This window comes from Streptomyces sp. NBC_00400 (assembly GCF_036048035.1).
Lineage (GTDB): Bacteria > Actinomycetota > Actinomycetes > Streptomycetales > Streptomycetaceae > Streptomyces.
Window position 1 is genome coordinate 2,701,692 of sequence record NZ_CP107940.1, and the last position, 15,243, is coordinate 2,716,934.

A 15,243-nucleotide genomic window follows, 5' to 3' on the forward strand; every position below is an offset into this window, starting at 1 on the left:
AGGGATGGTCCGGCTGCGCGGCGCGCGGCGGAGCCGTCGTCGTGACGGCAGTGCCCGACGCTACGCCAGGTCGCGTCCGGGCCGCTGTGCCTCCCACGGCCCGTCGCGCAATGCCACCGGCGCTACGGGGCCGTGCCCGCGTCCGCGCCGCCCTCCGCATCACCCTCCGCGCCGCTGTCCGGACCGCCGTCCTGGCGCCCGTCCCAGCGGGCCCGCCGCATGTCGAGCCGCGGTATGTGGTCCTCGGCGGCGTGCGGAGCCGTACGCAGGGGGGTGCCCTCGTCGCGGTAGTTCCCCAGGGCGCGCACTTCACTGCCGGGCAGCAGCCGGCCGTCCGCGCGCACCACCCGCCACCAGGGCACGGCGGCGCCGTAGAGCGCCATCACCCGCCCCACCTGCCGCGGGCCCCCTTCCTCCAGCCACTCCGCAACATCGCCGTACGTCATCACCCGGCCCGCCGGAATCAGCTCGGCAACGGCCAGGACCCGTTCCGCGTACTCCGGGAGATCCGGGCACTCCGGGCCTCCCGGACCTGCTGGACCTCCCGGACCTCCCGGACCTGCCAAGCCTTCCGGATCTTCCGGCCCTTCCGTTCCTTCCGGGCTTTCCGGTTTTGCGGGGAATTCACCCGCCGCCTCATCTCCGGTCCCACTCATTCGGTCCATCCTGCCGCACGGCACCGACAATGGGATCGGACACACGGTCCGGCGCCCCCGGGAGGTCGGTGGCACGGCGAGTCCGCCCCGGTCCGGGGAGGGCGTTCCGCTTCCCGCACCCCCGAAATGCACCCTGATGCCCCCCTCCACCGGTCGGCCGTGCCACCATCTTCCGGACGGTGACTGGTGATACGAGATCAAGAAGAGACAGCCGAGCAGCAGGGTGCGGCGCCTCCACGGGAGGCGGGCACCCCTGAGGCACTGGCCGTCGACGCCGCAGGCACCGCGCCCGGACCGGCCGCACCGACCGAGCGGCCGAAACGGCAGCAGGCGGCGCCACAGGGGACGCACCAACGGAGGCCGGGCACGGCTTCCGCTACCGAAAAGGCGAGCACGATCGAGAAGGCCGAACGACCCGGGGCCTCCGAGAGGCCGGAAGAGCCCAAGGAGCCCGAGCCAACCGAGCGGCACGAGGAGGAGCACCGCAGCAAGGAGGAGCGGAGCAGCGAGGAGCGGGCCGGCACGGAGCCCGAGCGTGGGCAGGACGGACCGGCCGCGCGCGACCAGCGCGAGGAGCCGGCGCCCGGCACGCCTCAGGGCACGTCCCCGGGCACACCCCCCACGGCTCCGGACAGGCCCCACACGGGCTCGCACCGTTCCGACCTGAGCTCCGACGAGTACGGCGAGTTCCACGTCGACCGGGTCTCCGGCGACGAACCGCTGCTGCCCGCCCGGGTGCACCGCCCCGCCGACCTGCTGCGGCTGCTGCTCGGCATCGCCGGGATCGCCCTCGTCCTGGGGCTCGCCACCTTCGCCCACGGCACCACCCAGGGCCTGGCGCGGGACATCGGCACCGGCGCGAAGGCGGCGCCCCCGCTGCTGATCAACCTGGCGGGGCTGACCTCCAGCGTCGCGGTGCTGATCGTGCCGGTGGCGTTCGCCGTGGAGCGGCTGATCAAGCGCGACGGGCTGCGGATCGCGGACGGGGTGCTGGCCGCCGTCCTCGCCCACGGGGTGTCGCTGGCCGCCGATCTGTGGGTGGCCGATGCCGCACCCGTCTCCATCCGGAACGCGCTGACCCAGCCCCTGGAGAACGGTTCGCTCTCCGCTCCGGTGCACAGCTACCTGGCACCGGTGATCGCCTATATGACGGCGGTGGGCATGTCCCGGCGGCCGCGCTGGCGGGTCGCGATGTGGTGCGTGCTGCTGCTGGACGCGTTCGCGGTGCTGGTCGGGCGGTACACCACCCCGTTCGCGATCATCACGACCGTGCTGATCGGCTGGACCGTCGCCTACGGCACCCTCTACGCGGTCGGCTCCCCCAATGTCCGCCCCACCGGCCAGAACCTCCTCGCGGGGCTGCGCCGCGTCGGCTTCCACCCGGTCTCCGCGCTGCGTGCGGAGGACGCCGGCACCACCGACCACCCCGACCGCGGCCGCCGCTACCTCGTCACGCTGGAGGACGGGCCGCCGATCGACGTCACCGTCGTCGACCGCGAGCAGCAGGCACACGGCTTCTTCTACCGCGTGTGGCGCCGGCTCTCGCTGCGCGGCATCAACCAGCGCCGCAGTCTGCAGTCGCTGCGCCAGGCGCTGGAACAGGAGGCGCTGCTGGCGTATGCGGCCATCGCGGCCGGCGCCCACGCCCCCAAGCTGATCGCCACCTCCGAGCTCGGCCCGGACGCGGTGATGCTGGTCTACGAGCACATCGGCGGCCGCACCTTCGACTCTCTGGCCGACGAGGAGATCACCGACGCGCTGATGCACAGCGCGTGGCGGCAGGTCGAGGCGCTGCAGTCACGGCGGATCGCGCACCGGCGGCTGGTCGGGGACGCGCTGCTGATGGATCGTTCCGGCACCATCGTCCTGACCGAGCTGCGCGGCGGCGAGATCGCGGCCGGTGACCTCGTGCTGCGGATGGACATCGCCCAGTTGCTGGCCACCTGCGGTCTGCGGGTCGGTGCCGAGCGCGCGGTGGCTGCGTCCGTCGAGGTGCTGGGCCCGGACGCGGTTGCCGACAGCCTGCCGCTGCTGCAGCCGATCGCACTGAGCCGCACCACCCGCGCGACGCTGCGCCAGCGCGCCCGCGAGCGCGCCAAGCGGGAGCGCGAGGCGGTGCTGGAGGCGTCGCAGGCGGCCAAGGAGGCTCGGGAGGCACGCGAGGCGGATGGCCCCAAGGACCGCAAGACGATGCGGGCCGAGCGGCATGCGGAGAAGACCGCCGAGAAGCGGGCCCTGGACGAGGCCTCGGAGGAGGCCCGCGAGGAGGACCTGCTCGCCCAGATCCGCCGGCAGGTGCTGCTGATCCGTCCGACGGCGGTGATCGAACCCGCGAAGCTGGAACGGCTCAGCCCGCGCATCCTGGTCACCTGGATCGCCGGCGCGTTCGCGGTGTACCTCCTGCTGTCCCAGCTCACCAACTTCAACCTCGGCGACATGGTCAACAAGGCCCGCTGGGAGTGGGTGCTGGTCGCGATGTTCTTCTCGGCGCTGACGTATATCGCGGCGGCGATGAGTCTGCTGGGGTTCGTCACGGAGCGGGTGTCGTTCGTCCGGACGGTCATCGCGCAGATCGCGGGCAACTTCGTGAAGCTGGTGGCGCCCGCCGCGATCGGCGGAGTGGCGCTCAACACCCGCTTCCTGCAGCGCGCCGGGGTCCGGCCCGGGCTGGCGGTGGCGAGCGTCGGCGCGTCCCAGCTGTTCGGTCTGGGCAGCCATGTCCTGCTGCTGCTGGTCTTCGGCTACCTCACCGGCACCCAGGAGCAGACCCCGTCGATCTCGCCGTCCCGTACGGTCATCGCCGGACTGCTGACCGTGGCCGTACTGGTCCTGATCGTCACGGCGGTGCCGGCGCTGCGGAAGTTCGTCTCGACCCGGGTGCGGTCGCTGTTCGCGGGGGTGGTCCCGCGGATGCTGGACATCCTGCAGCGGCCCGGGAAGCTGGTCACCGGCATCGGCGGGATGCTGCTGCTGACGGCGGCGAACGTGATGTGCCTGGACGCCTCGATCCGGGCGTTCGGCGGCGGCGACACGATCAGCTACGCGAGCATCGCGGTGGCCTTCCTGGCCGGTAACGCGCTGGGCTCGGCCGCGCCGACGCCGGGCGGTGTGGGCGCCGTCGAGGGCGCGCTGATCGGTGCGCTGACGGTCTCCGGGCTGGCCGCCGATACGTCGTTCCCGGCGGTGCTGCTGTTCCGTCTGATGGTCTTCTGGCTGCCGGTGCTGCCGGGCTGGGTGGCCTTCAACTACCTCACCCACAAGGGCGAGATCTGAGCGGAAGCCGCCGCCGTGCCGGCCGGGAGACCCCGCCCGCACGCGCGGCGCACCACGCAAAGGGCGCCGGTCCGTGCAGTACGGACCGGCGCCCTTTGCGCTGGGCGGGGGCGGCCTGCCGGAGCAGGTCCCGCCGGAGACCCAAGAGACCTGGCGGCCCCGGAAGAACCTGCCGGACCGTGAAGACCTGCCAGGCCCGGAACCCCTAGTAGACCGGCTTCTCCGGCTCGACGGTGTTGACCCAGCCGATGACGCCGCCGCCGACGTGCACGGCGTCGGCGAAGCCCGCGGACTTCAGTACGGCCAGGACCTCGGCGGAGCGGACACCCGTCTTGCAGTGCAGGACGATCTTCCGGTCCTGCGGCAGGTCCTGGAGGGCGGTGCCCATCAGGAACTCGTTCTTGGGGATCAGCTTGGCGCCGGGGATCGAGACGATCTCGAACTCGTTCGGCTCGCGGACGTCGATGATCTCGATCTTCTCGTCGCCGTCGATCCACTCCTTGAGCTGCTTGGGAGTGATCGTCGAGCCGGCCGCCGCCTCCTGGGCCTCCTCGGACACGACGCCGCAGAAGGCCTCGTAGTCGATGAGCTCGGTGACGGTCGGGTTCTCACCGCAGATGGCGCAGTCGGGGTCCTTGCGGACCTTGACCTGACGGTAGGTCATCTCCAGCGCGTCGTAGATCATCAGCCGGCCGACGAGCGGGTCGCCGATCCCGGCGAGCAGCTTGATGGCCTCGTTGACCTGGATCGAGCCGATGGAGGCGCACAGCACACCGAGGACGCCGCCCTCGGCGCAGGAGGGCACCATGCCCGGCGGCGGGGGCTCCGGGTACAGGCAGCGGTAGCAGGGGCCGTGCTCGCTCCAGAACACCGACGCCTGGCCGTCGAAGCGGTAGATCGAGCCCCAGACGTACGGCTTGTTCAGCAGCACGCAGGCGTCGTTGACCAGGTAGCGGGTGGCGAAGTTGTCGGTGCCGTCGACGATCAGGTCGTACTGGGCGAAGAGCTCCATGACATTGGTGGAGTCAAGGCGCTCTTGGTGCAGGTTGACCGTGACGTACGGGTTGATGCCCAGGACGGTGTCCTTCGCGGACTCCGCCTTGGAGCGGCCGATGTCCGCCTGGCTGTGGATGATCTGGCGCTGCAGGTTCGACTCGTCGACCTCGTCGAACTCCACGATGCCGAGCGTGCCCACGCCCGCCGCGGCCAGATACATCAGCGCGGGCGAGCCCAGGCCACCGGCGCCGACACACAGCACCTTGGCGTTCTTCAGCCGCTTCTGCCCGTCCATCCCGACATCGGGGATGATCAGGTGGCGGGAGTACCTGCGGACCTCATCGACGGTGAGCTCGGAAGCGGGCTCGACCAGGGGTGGCAGCGACACGGGAACTCCGTTGGTCGGTCTAGATGGGGTTCCCCCGCACGGGCGGAGCCGAGAGTGGGGGAGCTTGCTCTCCCCGCAACACTGCCACGCCCTTCTTCATTCCGAGACACCTGTTCCGATGCGCGAGACGAATCCGTCCCAGTAACCGGGCAGTGACGCCCAGGCGTCTGTGAGCGGGCCAGCTGCCGCCCCGGTGGCCCGGCGACCGGTCAGATACGGCATGCGGCCTCCATCCAGATGTCGGCCAGGGACTCCTCCAGCCCGATCCGCGGACGCCAGCCGAGCCGGTCGCGGGCAGTGCGGACATCCGCCTGCTGCCAGGTGCCGCAGCCGTCCGGGTAGGGGTAGGTGGCGGGCGGTGAGCCGACCGGGTGCTCGGGGGACGGGCCGGGGATGACCAGCCGGGCCGGCGGGGAGTCGATCTCGTGCAGCGCGCCGCCGAAGCCGGCGACCCGGGCGAGCACGGACGCGGCCTCGCGCAGCCGTACGGCCCGGCCGGTCCCGATGTTGACGACGCCCTGCGCGGCGGACAGCGAGGCGGCGTGCACCGCCCGCGCGACATCGCGGACGTCGACGAAGTCCCGCTGCACGCCGAGCCCGCCGAGCTTGAGCTCGTTGTCGCCGGACTGCATGGCGCGGCGCATCGCCTCGGCGAGCCGGCCCAGCGGTGAACCCGCCGGGGTGCCGGGGCCGACCGGCGAGAAGATCCGCAGCACGACGGCGTCGAGGCCGGAGCCCAGGACCAGTTCGGTGGCGGCGAGTTTGCTGACGCCGTACGGCCCCCCGGGGCGCGGCACCGCGTCCTCGGCGGTGGAGGATCCGGGCTGGGAGGGCCCGTACTCGGACGCGCAGCCCAGGTGGACGAGCCGGGCGCCACAACTGCTGCGGCGCAGCGATTCACAGATGGTGGCGACCGCGACGGTGTTGTGCCGGGTCAGCTCGCGGGCCCCGCCGCGGGTGGCCCCCGCGCAGTTGACGACGACACCGGGGTGGACCGCGTCGAGGAAGCGGGTGAGCGCACCGGGGCTGCCGGTGGCCAGGTCGAAGCGGACGTCGGCGTCGTCGCCCCGCCCGAGGGCGGTGAGCTGGACGGCGGGGTCGGCGAGCAGGCGGTCGGCGACATAACGGCCCAGGTAGCCGTTGGCGCCGATGAGCAGCACCCTCATCGTGCGACCCCCCGGTCCGCGTGGCGTGTGGTCGGCTGGACGTTCATATGTCGTGCTCCTAAGGCGGATCGAGGGAAGTGCGTCGGCTTCCGCGGAGTCGGCCTCCGCCCCGGAGGCGGGGGCCAGGTGGGGGGCGAGGTCCGCGGGTCAGGGGTCGAAGCGGCCGTTTCGGGGTGCCGCTTCGGGGGTGGTGCGTGGTGGGGGTGCCCGTGTGGGGGAACGGGGAGCCGGGAAACGGGGAGCCGGCGGCCGGGGTGCGTGCGGAGGGTCACGGCCGGTGCGCCTCCGCCGGGCCGGAGGGAGCCGGCCAGTGCGCACAGGCGCCGGTGAGCGCCCGCAGGCCGTGGACGAGGAGCCCGGCGGCGGCGGCCGTGCAGGCCACGGCGGGTACAGCGGCCGGTCCCACGGCGGTGGTGAGCGCTTCGACCGGTACGTCGAGCGGAGGCAGGCCGGGGAGCCGGGCGATGAGCACCAGGGACAGGGCGAGGGCTTCCAGGGCGGCGGCCGAGGCCAGGCCGGTCGCGGCCGCGTCGGGGAAGCCGTGCACGGCCAGCAGCCGGGCGAGGAAAAGCAGTACCCCCAGTGCGGCCGCCGCGGCCAGGGCCGTCGCGCCGTCGCCCCCGAAGGCGGCGTCCGCGCCGAGGAGCAGGGCCACCAGTGCGCCCAGGAAAAGCAGGGTGGCGGCGAGCAGCAACGGCCGGACCCGGGCGGCGAGTTCTCCGAGGCCGCGGCTGGCGGCCGCACCGCGCCGCCCGCGCGCCGCGAACCAGCGGGCGCAGCCGGCCGCGGGGGCGAGGGCGAAGGCCAGGGCCACGGCGGTGGCGACGGCGGCCCGGGGCGTGGTGCCGGACAGGTCGGGGCCGCCGGCCAGCAGCTGTCCGAGCAGCCAGTCGCCGTAGACCGCGTATCCGGCCGTCCAGCAGACCCACAGGCCGGCGGTCCACGACCCGGCGCCGCGGTGGCGCAGTCGCAGCGGCCCGGACCGGACGGCCAGCCGGACGGCGAGGGCGACCAGCGCACCGCCCGCCGCGCCGACACCGGTGCGTACGGCGGGAGCCGCCGTACCGGCCGAGGCGAGGGCGGCGACCGCCGCGACGCAGACGGCGCCGGGCAGCAGCTGCAGCACCGCGCGCACGCCGCGCGAGCCCCGCGCGGTGACGGGCGCGGGCGGGTGAGGCTGCCCGTCCGGCCGGGCATCCGGCGCGTCGGCGCGGGGCACCCGGGCGTAGAGCTCTTCGGCCAGTGAGAAGACGTCGCGGTGCCGGAAGCGTGCGGCCGTCCGGTCGGTGACGCCGTGCGCCTCCAGGCCGGCGGCGATCTCCAGCGCGTCGACGGCGCGTGCGCACAGCTCCTGGTGGCGGTGCATCAGGGACCGTACGGGGTCGGCGGGGCCGCGGCGCGCGGGGCGGGCGGCGGCCTCCTTGCCCGGTGGCGGGGTACGGGGGGTGTTCCCGTCCGTGTGCGCCGTGGCCGACGCGCTGCGGGCGGTGTCCCCGTCCGCCATGGCCGCCGCGGCGCGGGTGGCGCCGGTGTCGGGTGTGGTCACCGCCCGTCTCCTCTCCCCCGGGCCGCCGCCGCGCAGCCGGCCCGGCCGGGGTGGGGGTGCGGCACACGCCGCCGGACCCGGCGGCCCCGGTCGTCGGGGGCCGCGTGGCCGGCATACACCGGGCGGCCGGGACGGCGGTCGCGCCGCAGGCTGTGCCCGAGTCCGGGCCGCCTCCCGCCGTGCGCCACATCCGTCATGCCCGTCACCAGTGCCACGCCCACCAGGCCCATCGCACACATCACGTCCAGCACAGCCGTCACCATCACCACTGCCCTCTCTCCTTCGCTCTCTCCTTCGCTCTCTCCTTCGCTCCGGTCACGCGGCTCCGATCGTCGGCCCCTCCCCATCTCACCGACCGTCTCGCTCCTCGGACACCGGCCGCTCCCCCGCCCTCCGCACCTCCGCCGGCCGGCACCGGCAGCGCGGCGGTCCGCTCCTGTGCGGGGACCGCCCAGCTCGGCGTGCGGCCGGCGGGAGCGGCGGCCGAGGTGGCTGACACGGCGTCCCCGGCGGCGGGCACGGCGTCCCTGGCGGCGGGCACGGCGGCGCGGGTGGCGGCACCGGTCGCGGCCCAGCGGCCGGGGACATGGGACTCGGCGGGACGGGCGAAGGGCTGCGGTACGCCCCGGGCGTCCCGCGCACCGCAGGCGGCCGGGCGGGCCGGGGCATGGGAGATCAGCTCCAGGTAGATGCCACGAAATGCCGCGACGTTCTGCTCGACGGTGAACAGCTCCAGCGCCCGCGCCCGGGCCGCCGCGCCCAGCCTGGCCCTGCGGTCCGGGTCGCCGAGCAGCGCGGTGCAGGCCTCGGCGAGGGCGCGGGGATTACGGTGCGGAACCACCAGGCCGGTGCCGCCGATGACCTCACAGACCGCACCGGCGTCGGTCGACACCGTGGCGCGGCCGCAGAACATCGCCTCCACCAGGGAGCGCGGAAAGCCCTCGATGACGCTGGAGAGCACCACCACGGCGCCGGAGGCGTAGGCGTCCGCCAGGGTCGGCACCTCGGGGCTGCCGACCTCCTCGAAGCTGACCGGGCTCTCGCCGACGCTGTGGGTGTCGGCCGCCTCGTCGGGGAAGAGCTGGGCGGCCAGCGCCCGGCAGTGCGCAAGATATCCCGGCGCCTGCGGGTCGCGGCCGACGCCGCCGACGATCCGCAAGGTGGCCTCCGGTTCGGCCTTGCGGATCTCGGCGAAGGCGTGCAGCAGCGCGATGAGGTCCTTGGCGGGCTCGATGCTGCCGACCCACACCAGCGTCTTGGAGTCGTCCGCCGCGGCGTCCGCGACCGCGCCGAAGGGGGCGGCGTCCATGCCCGGGTAGACCGTGCGCAGCCGGGCGCGGTCGGCGCCGCAGCGCTCCTGCCAGCGCCGGGCGTGGGTGTTGCCGGGGGTGATCAGCGCGGCCTGCGCATAGGTCTCGGCGGCCAGCGCACCCTGGAAGGCGGCGAGCAGTGCGCGCACCGGCGCACTCAACGGTGCGGCGGCGCGCGCGAGATAGTGCTCGCGCAGCCGTACGCCGTACTCGGTGACCAGCAGCGGGGTGGCGAAGAAGTGCTTGGCCAGCAGTCCGGGGAGGGCGGCCGCACCGCCGGAGGTGGCATGACAGAGGTCCACACCGCCGAGCCCGGGAGTGTGCCGGTCGCCGTACCAGTCCAGGGACAGCGGCCGCAGCGCACGGGCGAGCCCGGCGGTGACGGCCAGCAGATCGTTGACCTGTGCGCCCGGCGCGGCGGGCAGGGCGTGCGGCCCGTGGCAGGCGGCCTCCAGGAGGCGTACGGCGTCCTCGGAGTGCAGCAGTGCGGGCAGTCCCCGGTGCTCGCGGGCGAGTTCGGCGAGCCCGTAGAGACCGCTGGCGAAACGGTCCGCCTTGCTGGTCACGACGTGCTCGGGGGCACCGCCCGGGACGGCGGGCGGACACCCGGCCGACGCTCCCCCGTGGGCGGCGCCCCGGGCGTGGACCACAGGGGTGGCCGGCTCTCCCCCTGGAGGCGCCGTGGCGAAGGCCGCCACGAGAGCGCCGAAGCACTCGGCGAAGCGGCGGCGTTCGCGCCGTCCGGGGGTGCGGCCCCGGCGCGGCTCGCCGGCCAGGCGGCGCCCGGCGGGAAAGCCGCTCCCCAGGGGGGCGCTGTGTACCAGCCGTACGTGGCGCGGCAGTTCGGGCCGTGGCGGCGCGTCCCGGCGGGGCTCGGCGCTCAGGGCGTAGACCTCGAAGTCATGGCCGGTGAGCCCGCGCACGAGCCGGTCGCACCACGCGTGCGACTCACCGGACGCATACGGGTAACCACCTTCGGTGAGCAGTCCGATCCGCACGGGTGCACCCCCGTCCTCCCATATCAGCCACATCGGCGTCCTGGTGTGCCGGCGGCACGGCCGCCACCTGCGGGAAGAAGCTATGCAAAGGGCCGGTGGCGCGATGGACGGTTGTCCATCGCGCCACCGGAAGGGGTGAATGCACGTAACTTTCCGCCCCTGAGGGCGTTTCGACGCGCTATGCGAGTGTCGCGGGCCACCGCCCGAAGTGCCCGCCGTTGCGCCGCCCGCTCACTTCTGGGTGGGGAACGGCCAGGAGTTGGGCCGGCAGGTCACCCCGTCCGTCGTCAGGAACTTCGTCTGCTGCATCATCACCGGAGCCAGTGCGCCCTGCCGGGAGCAGACCTCGTGGTTGTGCCCGAGACGGTGGCCGACCTCGTGATTGATCAGCATCTGGCGGTAGGCGAACATCTTGTCGTGGCCATAGGTCTTGGCGCCCTGTGCCCAGCGGTAGGCGTTGATCATCACCCGGTCGGTCGCCGCCGAGTCACACGAGACATTGTCCTGGCTGGTGTCGAGACCGGACTTGGCGCACCACGTCGCCGTGGTCCCCGGGCTCGCCAGCGTGATCACGAAGTCGGCGTCCCCGGATCCCACCCGCTGGAAGGTCCGCTGCCCGCCGTGCGCCCAACTGCGTTCGTCGTTGAGGGTCTTGTGCACCGCCTCGGCGAACAGCTTGCCGTCCAGCGGCAGCCCCTCCTCGATGTCGACGCGGTAGCGCAGCACCTTGCCGCGGCCGGGTGCCTTGGCGTCGCCGCCGGTCGGCGTGAAACGGCCGCTGCCCGTCAGATGCGCATCCAGCGGGAAGACCTGCGCCATCTGTTCGTCGTAACCGGCCGGCTTGGCGTCCTGGGTGGGCCGGGAACGCGACCGGGAGGCTTCGTCGCCGACCCCGTCGGTGCGGTCGTTGCCGCTGCGCGTCTGCGGGTCGCCGCCGTCCTTGTGCTGTTCGGCGACCTGGCCCGCGATGACGACGGCGAGGACGGTGGTGACCGCGGCGGCCGCCGCACCGGTGAACGTCCGGCCCATGCCGCCCTTCTTGCTGCCGTGCCGCGACTCCTCCACCGGGAAACCGTCGGCCGGGTCCCGGTCCGCCGGGTCGCCCGGCTCGCCGCCGTCCGCGCCGGATGCGGTCAGCGGGTCCGGCCCTTCGGCCTCGTCGCGGCCGAAGACCACCGACCGCCCCGTGAAACGGCCGCCGGGGGGCACACCGTCGCCGCCGGCCCCGTGCGGACCGGCCGCCGGTCCCGCCGTCCGGGGCGCACCGGCCCGGAACACATCGTCGTCCGGTTCGTCCGCGCCGCCCCGGCCGCCCGGGAACGACCTGGCGTCGAAGGCGTCCACGTAGTCGCGCCGCGGCCCCGGGCCGGTGCCCGGCGGGGCGACCAGCGGGGCACCGGGCATCTCCGCGCGCGGCCGGGGAATCCTCGGCGCGCCCTGGCCGGAGGCCACCGGCGACGACGGCGCCCCGGGCAGCGCGCCCCAGCCGCCGCCCGGCTCATGCTGTTCGGGGTGTCCGCCGCGCACCGCATCGCCGTCGAACGGCTCGCGTCTGCGGCGTCCGGAGCCCCGACCGGGGCCGGGCGCACCGTCTCCGGAGGGGGTGTTGCCGGGCGGACCTGCCGTCTCCGGGCTTTCCGCAGCGGTCTCGGGCCGGCCTCGGCGGCTATGGCGTCCCACGGGGCGTGTCAGCTCCTGCCCGCATCAGCGGTCACATCGGTCACATCACTGTCGAGCAGTTCGCGGACGGCCCGCGCCACTGTCTCCGGGTATTCCATCATCGCCACATGCCCCGCCTCCGGCAGCGTCAGCAGTCGCGAACCGCGGAACGCCGCGGCCGCCCGCCGCGCCATCCGGAAGGAGACCAGGCGGTCGCGTCCACCGTAGACGAGAAGGGTGGGGGCGAGAACTCTCTCTGCCTGACGCCACAAATTATGCTGTCCGCCCAGCGTGTAGGCGTTCACCAGACCGCGGGCCGAGCGCTCCATCACCTCCCAGAAATACGGGAGTTCCAGCCGTCGCGCATATTCCTCGGCCGCGGCGTTGAACCCTTCCGGGCTGACCCGGCCGGGGTCGCCGTAACAGAGCGCCAGCACCTCGCGGGTGCGGCGCTCGGGCGTCCAGTCATGGGTGAGCCGGCCGAAGAGCCCGGCAATACCGGGGACGGCGAGCAGCGCCGTGGGCACCGCGGTCAGCTGCGGCGGCACTTCGGGCAGCGCCGGGGAGATCAGCGTCAGGGTGCGGACGAGGTCGGGCCGCGCCGCCGCCACCCGGGTCGATGCGGCACCGCCCATGGAGTTGCCGATGAGGTGGACGGGGCCGCGCCCGGCCCCGTCGAGGTACCGGATGACCGCGCGGGCCTGGGCGGAGACGGAGTAGTTGCCGTCGGCGGGCGGCGGTGAGTGGCCGAAGCCGGGCAGGTCGATCGCCTCGCCGTCCACCCGGTCGGCGAGCAGCGGCATCAGGTCCGACCAGTTCTGCGAGGAGCCGCCGAGGCCGTGGACGTAGAGCGCGGGCTCGCGTCCGGCCGCGGCGCCGTCGCCCGCGGCCTCCTCCGCTCCGTCGTCGCCTTGCGCGGGCCGCCCGTCCGGCGCCCGTACGGCCAGCGTCAGGCCCGGCAGGGTCACGGTGCGCACCGTCTCCGCCCCGCCGCGCCGGCCGGGGCCGGCCGGTGGCACCGGGAGAGCGGCGGTCGCGGTGTCCGGCGACTCGGTCGAAGACATGGGGACGATGTTACGAGACGATCACACCCCCGATCGTGTGTCCGCGGTCACACACCGCATCGCGCTGCCGCGGCCACTCTCCTACGCTCGTAGGCGAGGGCAGCCGCCCCGGCCCCTGCTTTCATGCCAGGCACCAGCCGACGAACGAGCACGCGGAAAAGGGAGCCACCATGCGCGTCGACCCGACAGACCCGGAGACCTTCTCGGACGAGAGCGACGCCACCGATATCGACGTCGAAGCCCCCGAAGCGGACACCGCCGAGCAGCACGCCGATCTCGCACCGCGGCGGGACGAGACGGTGACCGTCCACGATCCGGACGAGGCGAACGAGGCAGATCTCGCCGAACAGGCCCGTGTCGTGGAGCTCAACGAAGACGAATACCGATGACCTGGGACGTTATGTCGGCTTCCGGGAGGGGTGCCGGGCAGAAATTCTCGGCCTCGACCGCGCACAGCCGGGTTACCCAAAAGTACGATGGCGGGCGCGGTGCACCACCTTGTACGGACCGCGTACGGAACAACTTCTGGGAGGCAGCGTGAGCGCCATCGAGCAGACCGAGGCGGCGCGCCCGCGGGGCACACGCCTGCCACGACGGGCCCGGCGCAATCAGCTTCTGGGCGCCGCCCAGGAGGTTTTCGTCGCACAGGGCTACCACGCGGCCGCGATGGACGACATCGCCGAGCGGGCAGGCGTCAGCAAGCCCGTGCTCTACCAGCACTTCCCGGGCAAGCTGGACCTCTACCTCGCCCTGCTGGACCAGCACTGCGAGGCCCTGCTGCACTCGGTGCGTGCGGCGCTGGCGTCGACGACCGACAACAAGCAGCGGGTCGCCGCCACCATGGACGCCTACTTCGCGTACGTGGAGGACCCGGGCGGCGCCTTCCGACTGGTGTTCGAGTCGGACCTCACCAATGAGCCGTCGGTCCGCGAGCGCGTGGACAAGGTGTCGCTGGAGTGCGCCGAGGCCATAAGCGTGGTGATCGCCGAGGACACCGGCCTCTCGCGGGACGAGTCGATGCTGCTCGCCGTGGGCATGGGCGGCGTCTCCCAGGTGGTGGCGCGGTACTGGCTGTCCTCGGAGAGCAAGGTCCCGCGGGACACCGCGGTGCAGCTGCTGACCTCGCTCGCGTGGAAGGGCATCGCCGGCTTCCCTCTGCACGGCAGCGACACGCACTGACCGTGTTCGCTGCAGGCGTGCTCCAGGGCGTCCTGCGCATCCCCGGACCGGGCTAATGTGTGCTGCGTACGGCGCGATGACCGCGCATCCTCCCCCAGCTGACGCTGGGGATCCCCGGACCGTCGGAGGGACAAAAGCCGTGGAGGTCAAGATCGGCGTGCAGCACGCACCCCGCGAGATCGTTCTGGAGAGCGGGCAGTCTGCCGAAGAGGTCGAGAGCGCGGTGTCCGACGCGCTGGGCGGCAAGTCACAGCTGCTGAGCCTGGTGGACGACCACGGTCGCAAGGTCCTGGTCCCGGCGGACCGGCTGGCCTATGTGGAGATCGGCGAGCCCACCGCCCGCAAGGTCGGCTTCGGCGCGCTCTGAGCAGGGGGCGCCGGCTGCGGCGCCCGCAGGTGACAAGGGCGGCGGCCCGGAGATCGCTCCGGGCCGCCGCCCTGTCCTGCGTTTTGCCCCGCGTTTTCCGTGCGTTTCCCCGGATGTCTCCGCTGCTTCCGGACGTCGGCCCACCATGGTGCCGTCGCCCCCTGCCGGTCCCCGTCCGCCGCTTTTCCGCAGATCAGGCCGTTCGAGTCGGTCCGGCTGGGCTGATCAGGCACGGGACCTGCGCCGGGAGGGTTGCTGCGGGTGCCCCCTGGGTACGACCGCCTGTGACCGATTTGTTCAGCTGATCGGCATCGTCACACGGGAGGGAACAGCATGATCTGGGAAGCACTCGGCGCCGTGTTCATCGGCTTCGCCATCGCCCTGTCCGCCACGCGATGGCTGCCCGACCGTTTCCCCGAACGCACCCTCACCCTGGCGACCGGCCCGGTCGCGGCGCTGCTCGGCGCACTGCTGACCCGCTCGATCCTCGGCCCCGGCCACCCCGTACAGGTGATGGTGGCCGCGATCGCCGTGGGGGCGGCCCTGCTGTCGGTCGTGGCGCGCCCGCCGCACCGGCGCTTTCGGCGGCCGGCCACCCCCTTGAAGGGGCACCGGACGGCCTGAACCGCCCGGCGCGCCCC

At 73.5% G+C, this 15,243-nt stretch carries 13 protein-coding genes; 5 read left to right on the forward strand and 8 right to left on the reverse strand.

The window, feature by feature from the left end:
- Positions 1 to 122: 122 nt before the first annotated feature.
- Positions 123 to 446, reverse strand: a complete 324-nt coding sequence (locus OHS81_RS11735) for an MGMT family protein (protein WP_443058685.1) — start codon at positions 444 to 446, stop codon at positions 123 to 125.
- 396 nt (positions 447 to 842) lie between these two features.
- Here OHS81_RS11735 and OHS81_RS11740 point away from each other — a divergent pair, with 396 nt between their 5' ends.
- Positions 843 to 3,929 carry a lysylphosphatidylglycerol synthase domain-containing protein gene (locus tag OHS81_RS11740; protein ID WP_443058686.1) on the forward strand — a complete coding sequence of 1,029 codons (3,087 nt, stop codon included), beginning with the start codon at positions 843 to 845 and terminating at the stop codon, positions 3,927 to 3,929.
- A 205-nt stretch (positions 3,930 to 4,134) separates the two neighbouring features.
- On the opposite strand, the gene moeZ is transcribed toward OHS81_RS11740, so the two are convergent.
- From moeZ to OHS81_RS11775, 7 genes are all read right to left on the reverse strand, one after another.
- Positions 4,135 to 5,313: an adenylyltransferase/sulfurtransferase MoeZ gene (gene moeZ, locus OHS81_RS11745; RefSeq protein ID WP_088799808.1), complete on the reverse strand. Its 1,179-nt coding sequence runs from the start codon at positions 5,311 to 5,313 to the stop codon at positions 4,135 to 4,137.
- Positions 5,314 to 5,522: 209 nt separating this feature from the next.
- A complete protein-coding gene (locus OHS81_RS11750; protein ID WP_328384736.1) occupies positions 5,523 to 6,479 on the reverse strand; it encodes an NAD-dependent epimerase/dehydratase family protein in 957 nt (318 codons plus the stop codon).
- Between the two features lie 268 nt (positions 6,480 to 6,747).
- Entirely contained in the window at positions 6,748 to 8,025 is a 1,278-nt protein-coding gene (locus OHS81_RS11755) for a hypothetical protein (protein ID WP_328384737.1), read from the reverse strand.
- Positions 8,022 to 8,288 (reverse strand): hypothetical protein, encoded by a 267-nt coding sequence (locus tag OHS81_RS11760; RefSeq protein WP_328391077.1) that lies wholly within the window; start codon positions 8,286 to 8,288, stop codon positions 8,022 to 8,024. Before OHS81_RS11760 ends, OHS81_RS11755 begins: the two co-directional genes overlap by 4 nt.
- Entirely contained in the window at positions 8,288 to 10,333 is a 2,046-nt protein-coding gene (locus tag OHS81_RS11765; protein ID WP_328384738.1) for a DUF3492 domain-containing protein, read from the reverse strand. Before OHS81_RS11765 ends, OHS81_RS11760 begins: the two co-directional genes overlap by 1 nt.
- A 231-nt stretch (positions 10,334 to 10,564) precedes the next feature.
- Complete coding sequence (locus OHS81_RS11770) at positions 10,565 to 12,013, reverse strand: DUF3152 domain-containing protein (protein ID WP_443058687.1); 1,449 nt, start codon at positions 12,011 to 12,013, stop codon at positions 10,565 to 10,567.
- An 8-nt stretch (positions 12,014 to 12,021) separates the two neighbouring features.
- Positions 12,022 to 13,056: an alpha/beta fold hydrolase gene (locus OHS81_RS11775; RefSeq protein ID WP_328384739.1), complete on the reverse strand. Its 1,035-nt coding sequence runs from the start codon at positions 13,054 to 13,056 to the stop codon at positions 12,022 to 12,024.
- 170 nt (positions 13,057 to 13,226) lie between these two features.
- On the opposite strand from OHS81_RS11775, the gene OHS81_RS11780 reads away from it, so the two are divergent.
- From OHS81_RS11780 to OHS81_RS11795, 4 genes are all read left to right on the forward strand, one after another.
- Positions 13,227 to 13,445, forward strand: coding sequence for a hypothetical protein (locus tag OHS81_RS11780; RefSeq protein WP_328384740.1), 219 nt, complete (start codon positions 13,227 to 13,229; stop codon positions 13,443 to 13,445).
- Between the two features lie 148 nt (positions 13,446 to 13,593).
- Positions 13,594 to 14,235 (forward strand): TetR/AcrR family transcriptional regulator, encoded by a 642-nt coding sequence (locus OHS81_RS11785; RefSeq protein WP_328384741.1) that lies wholly within the window; start codon positions 13,594 to 13,596, stop codon positions 14,233 to 14,235.
- Positions 14,236 to 14,374: 139 nt separating this feature from the next.
- A complete protein-coding gene (locus OHS81_RS11790) occupies positions 14,375 to 14,602 on the forward strand; it encodes a DUF3107 domain-containing protein (RefSeq protein WP_129294298.1) in 228 nt (75 codons plus the stop codon).
- A 333-nt stretch (positions 14,603 to 14,935) separates the two neighbouring features.
- Complete coding sequence (locus tag OHS81_RS11795) at positions 14,936 to 15,226, forward strand: hypothetical protein (protein WP_328384742.1); 291 nt, start codon at positions 14,936 to 14,938, stop codon at positions 15,224 to 15,226.
- Positions 15,227 to 15,243: the final 17 nt, after the last annotated feature.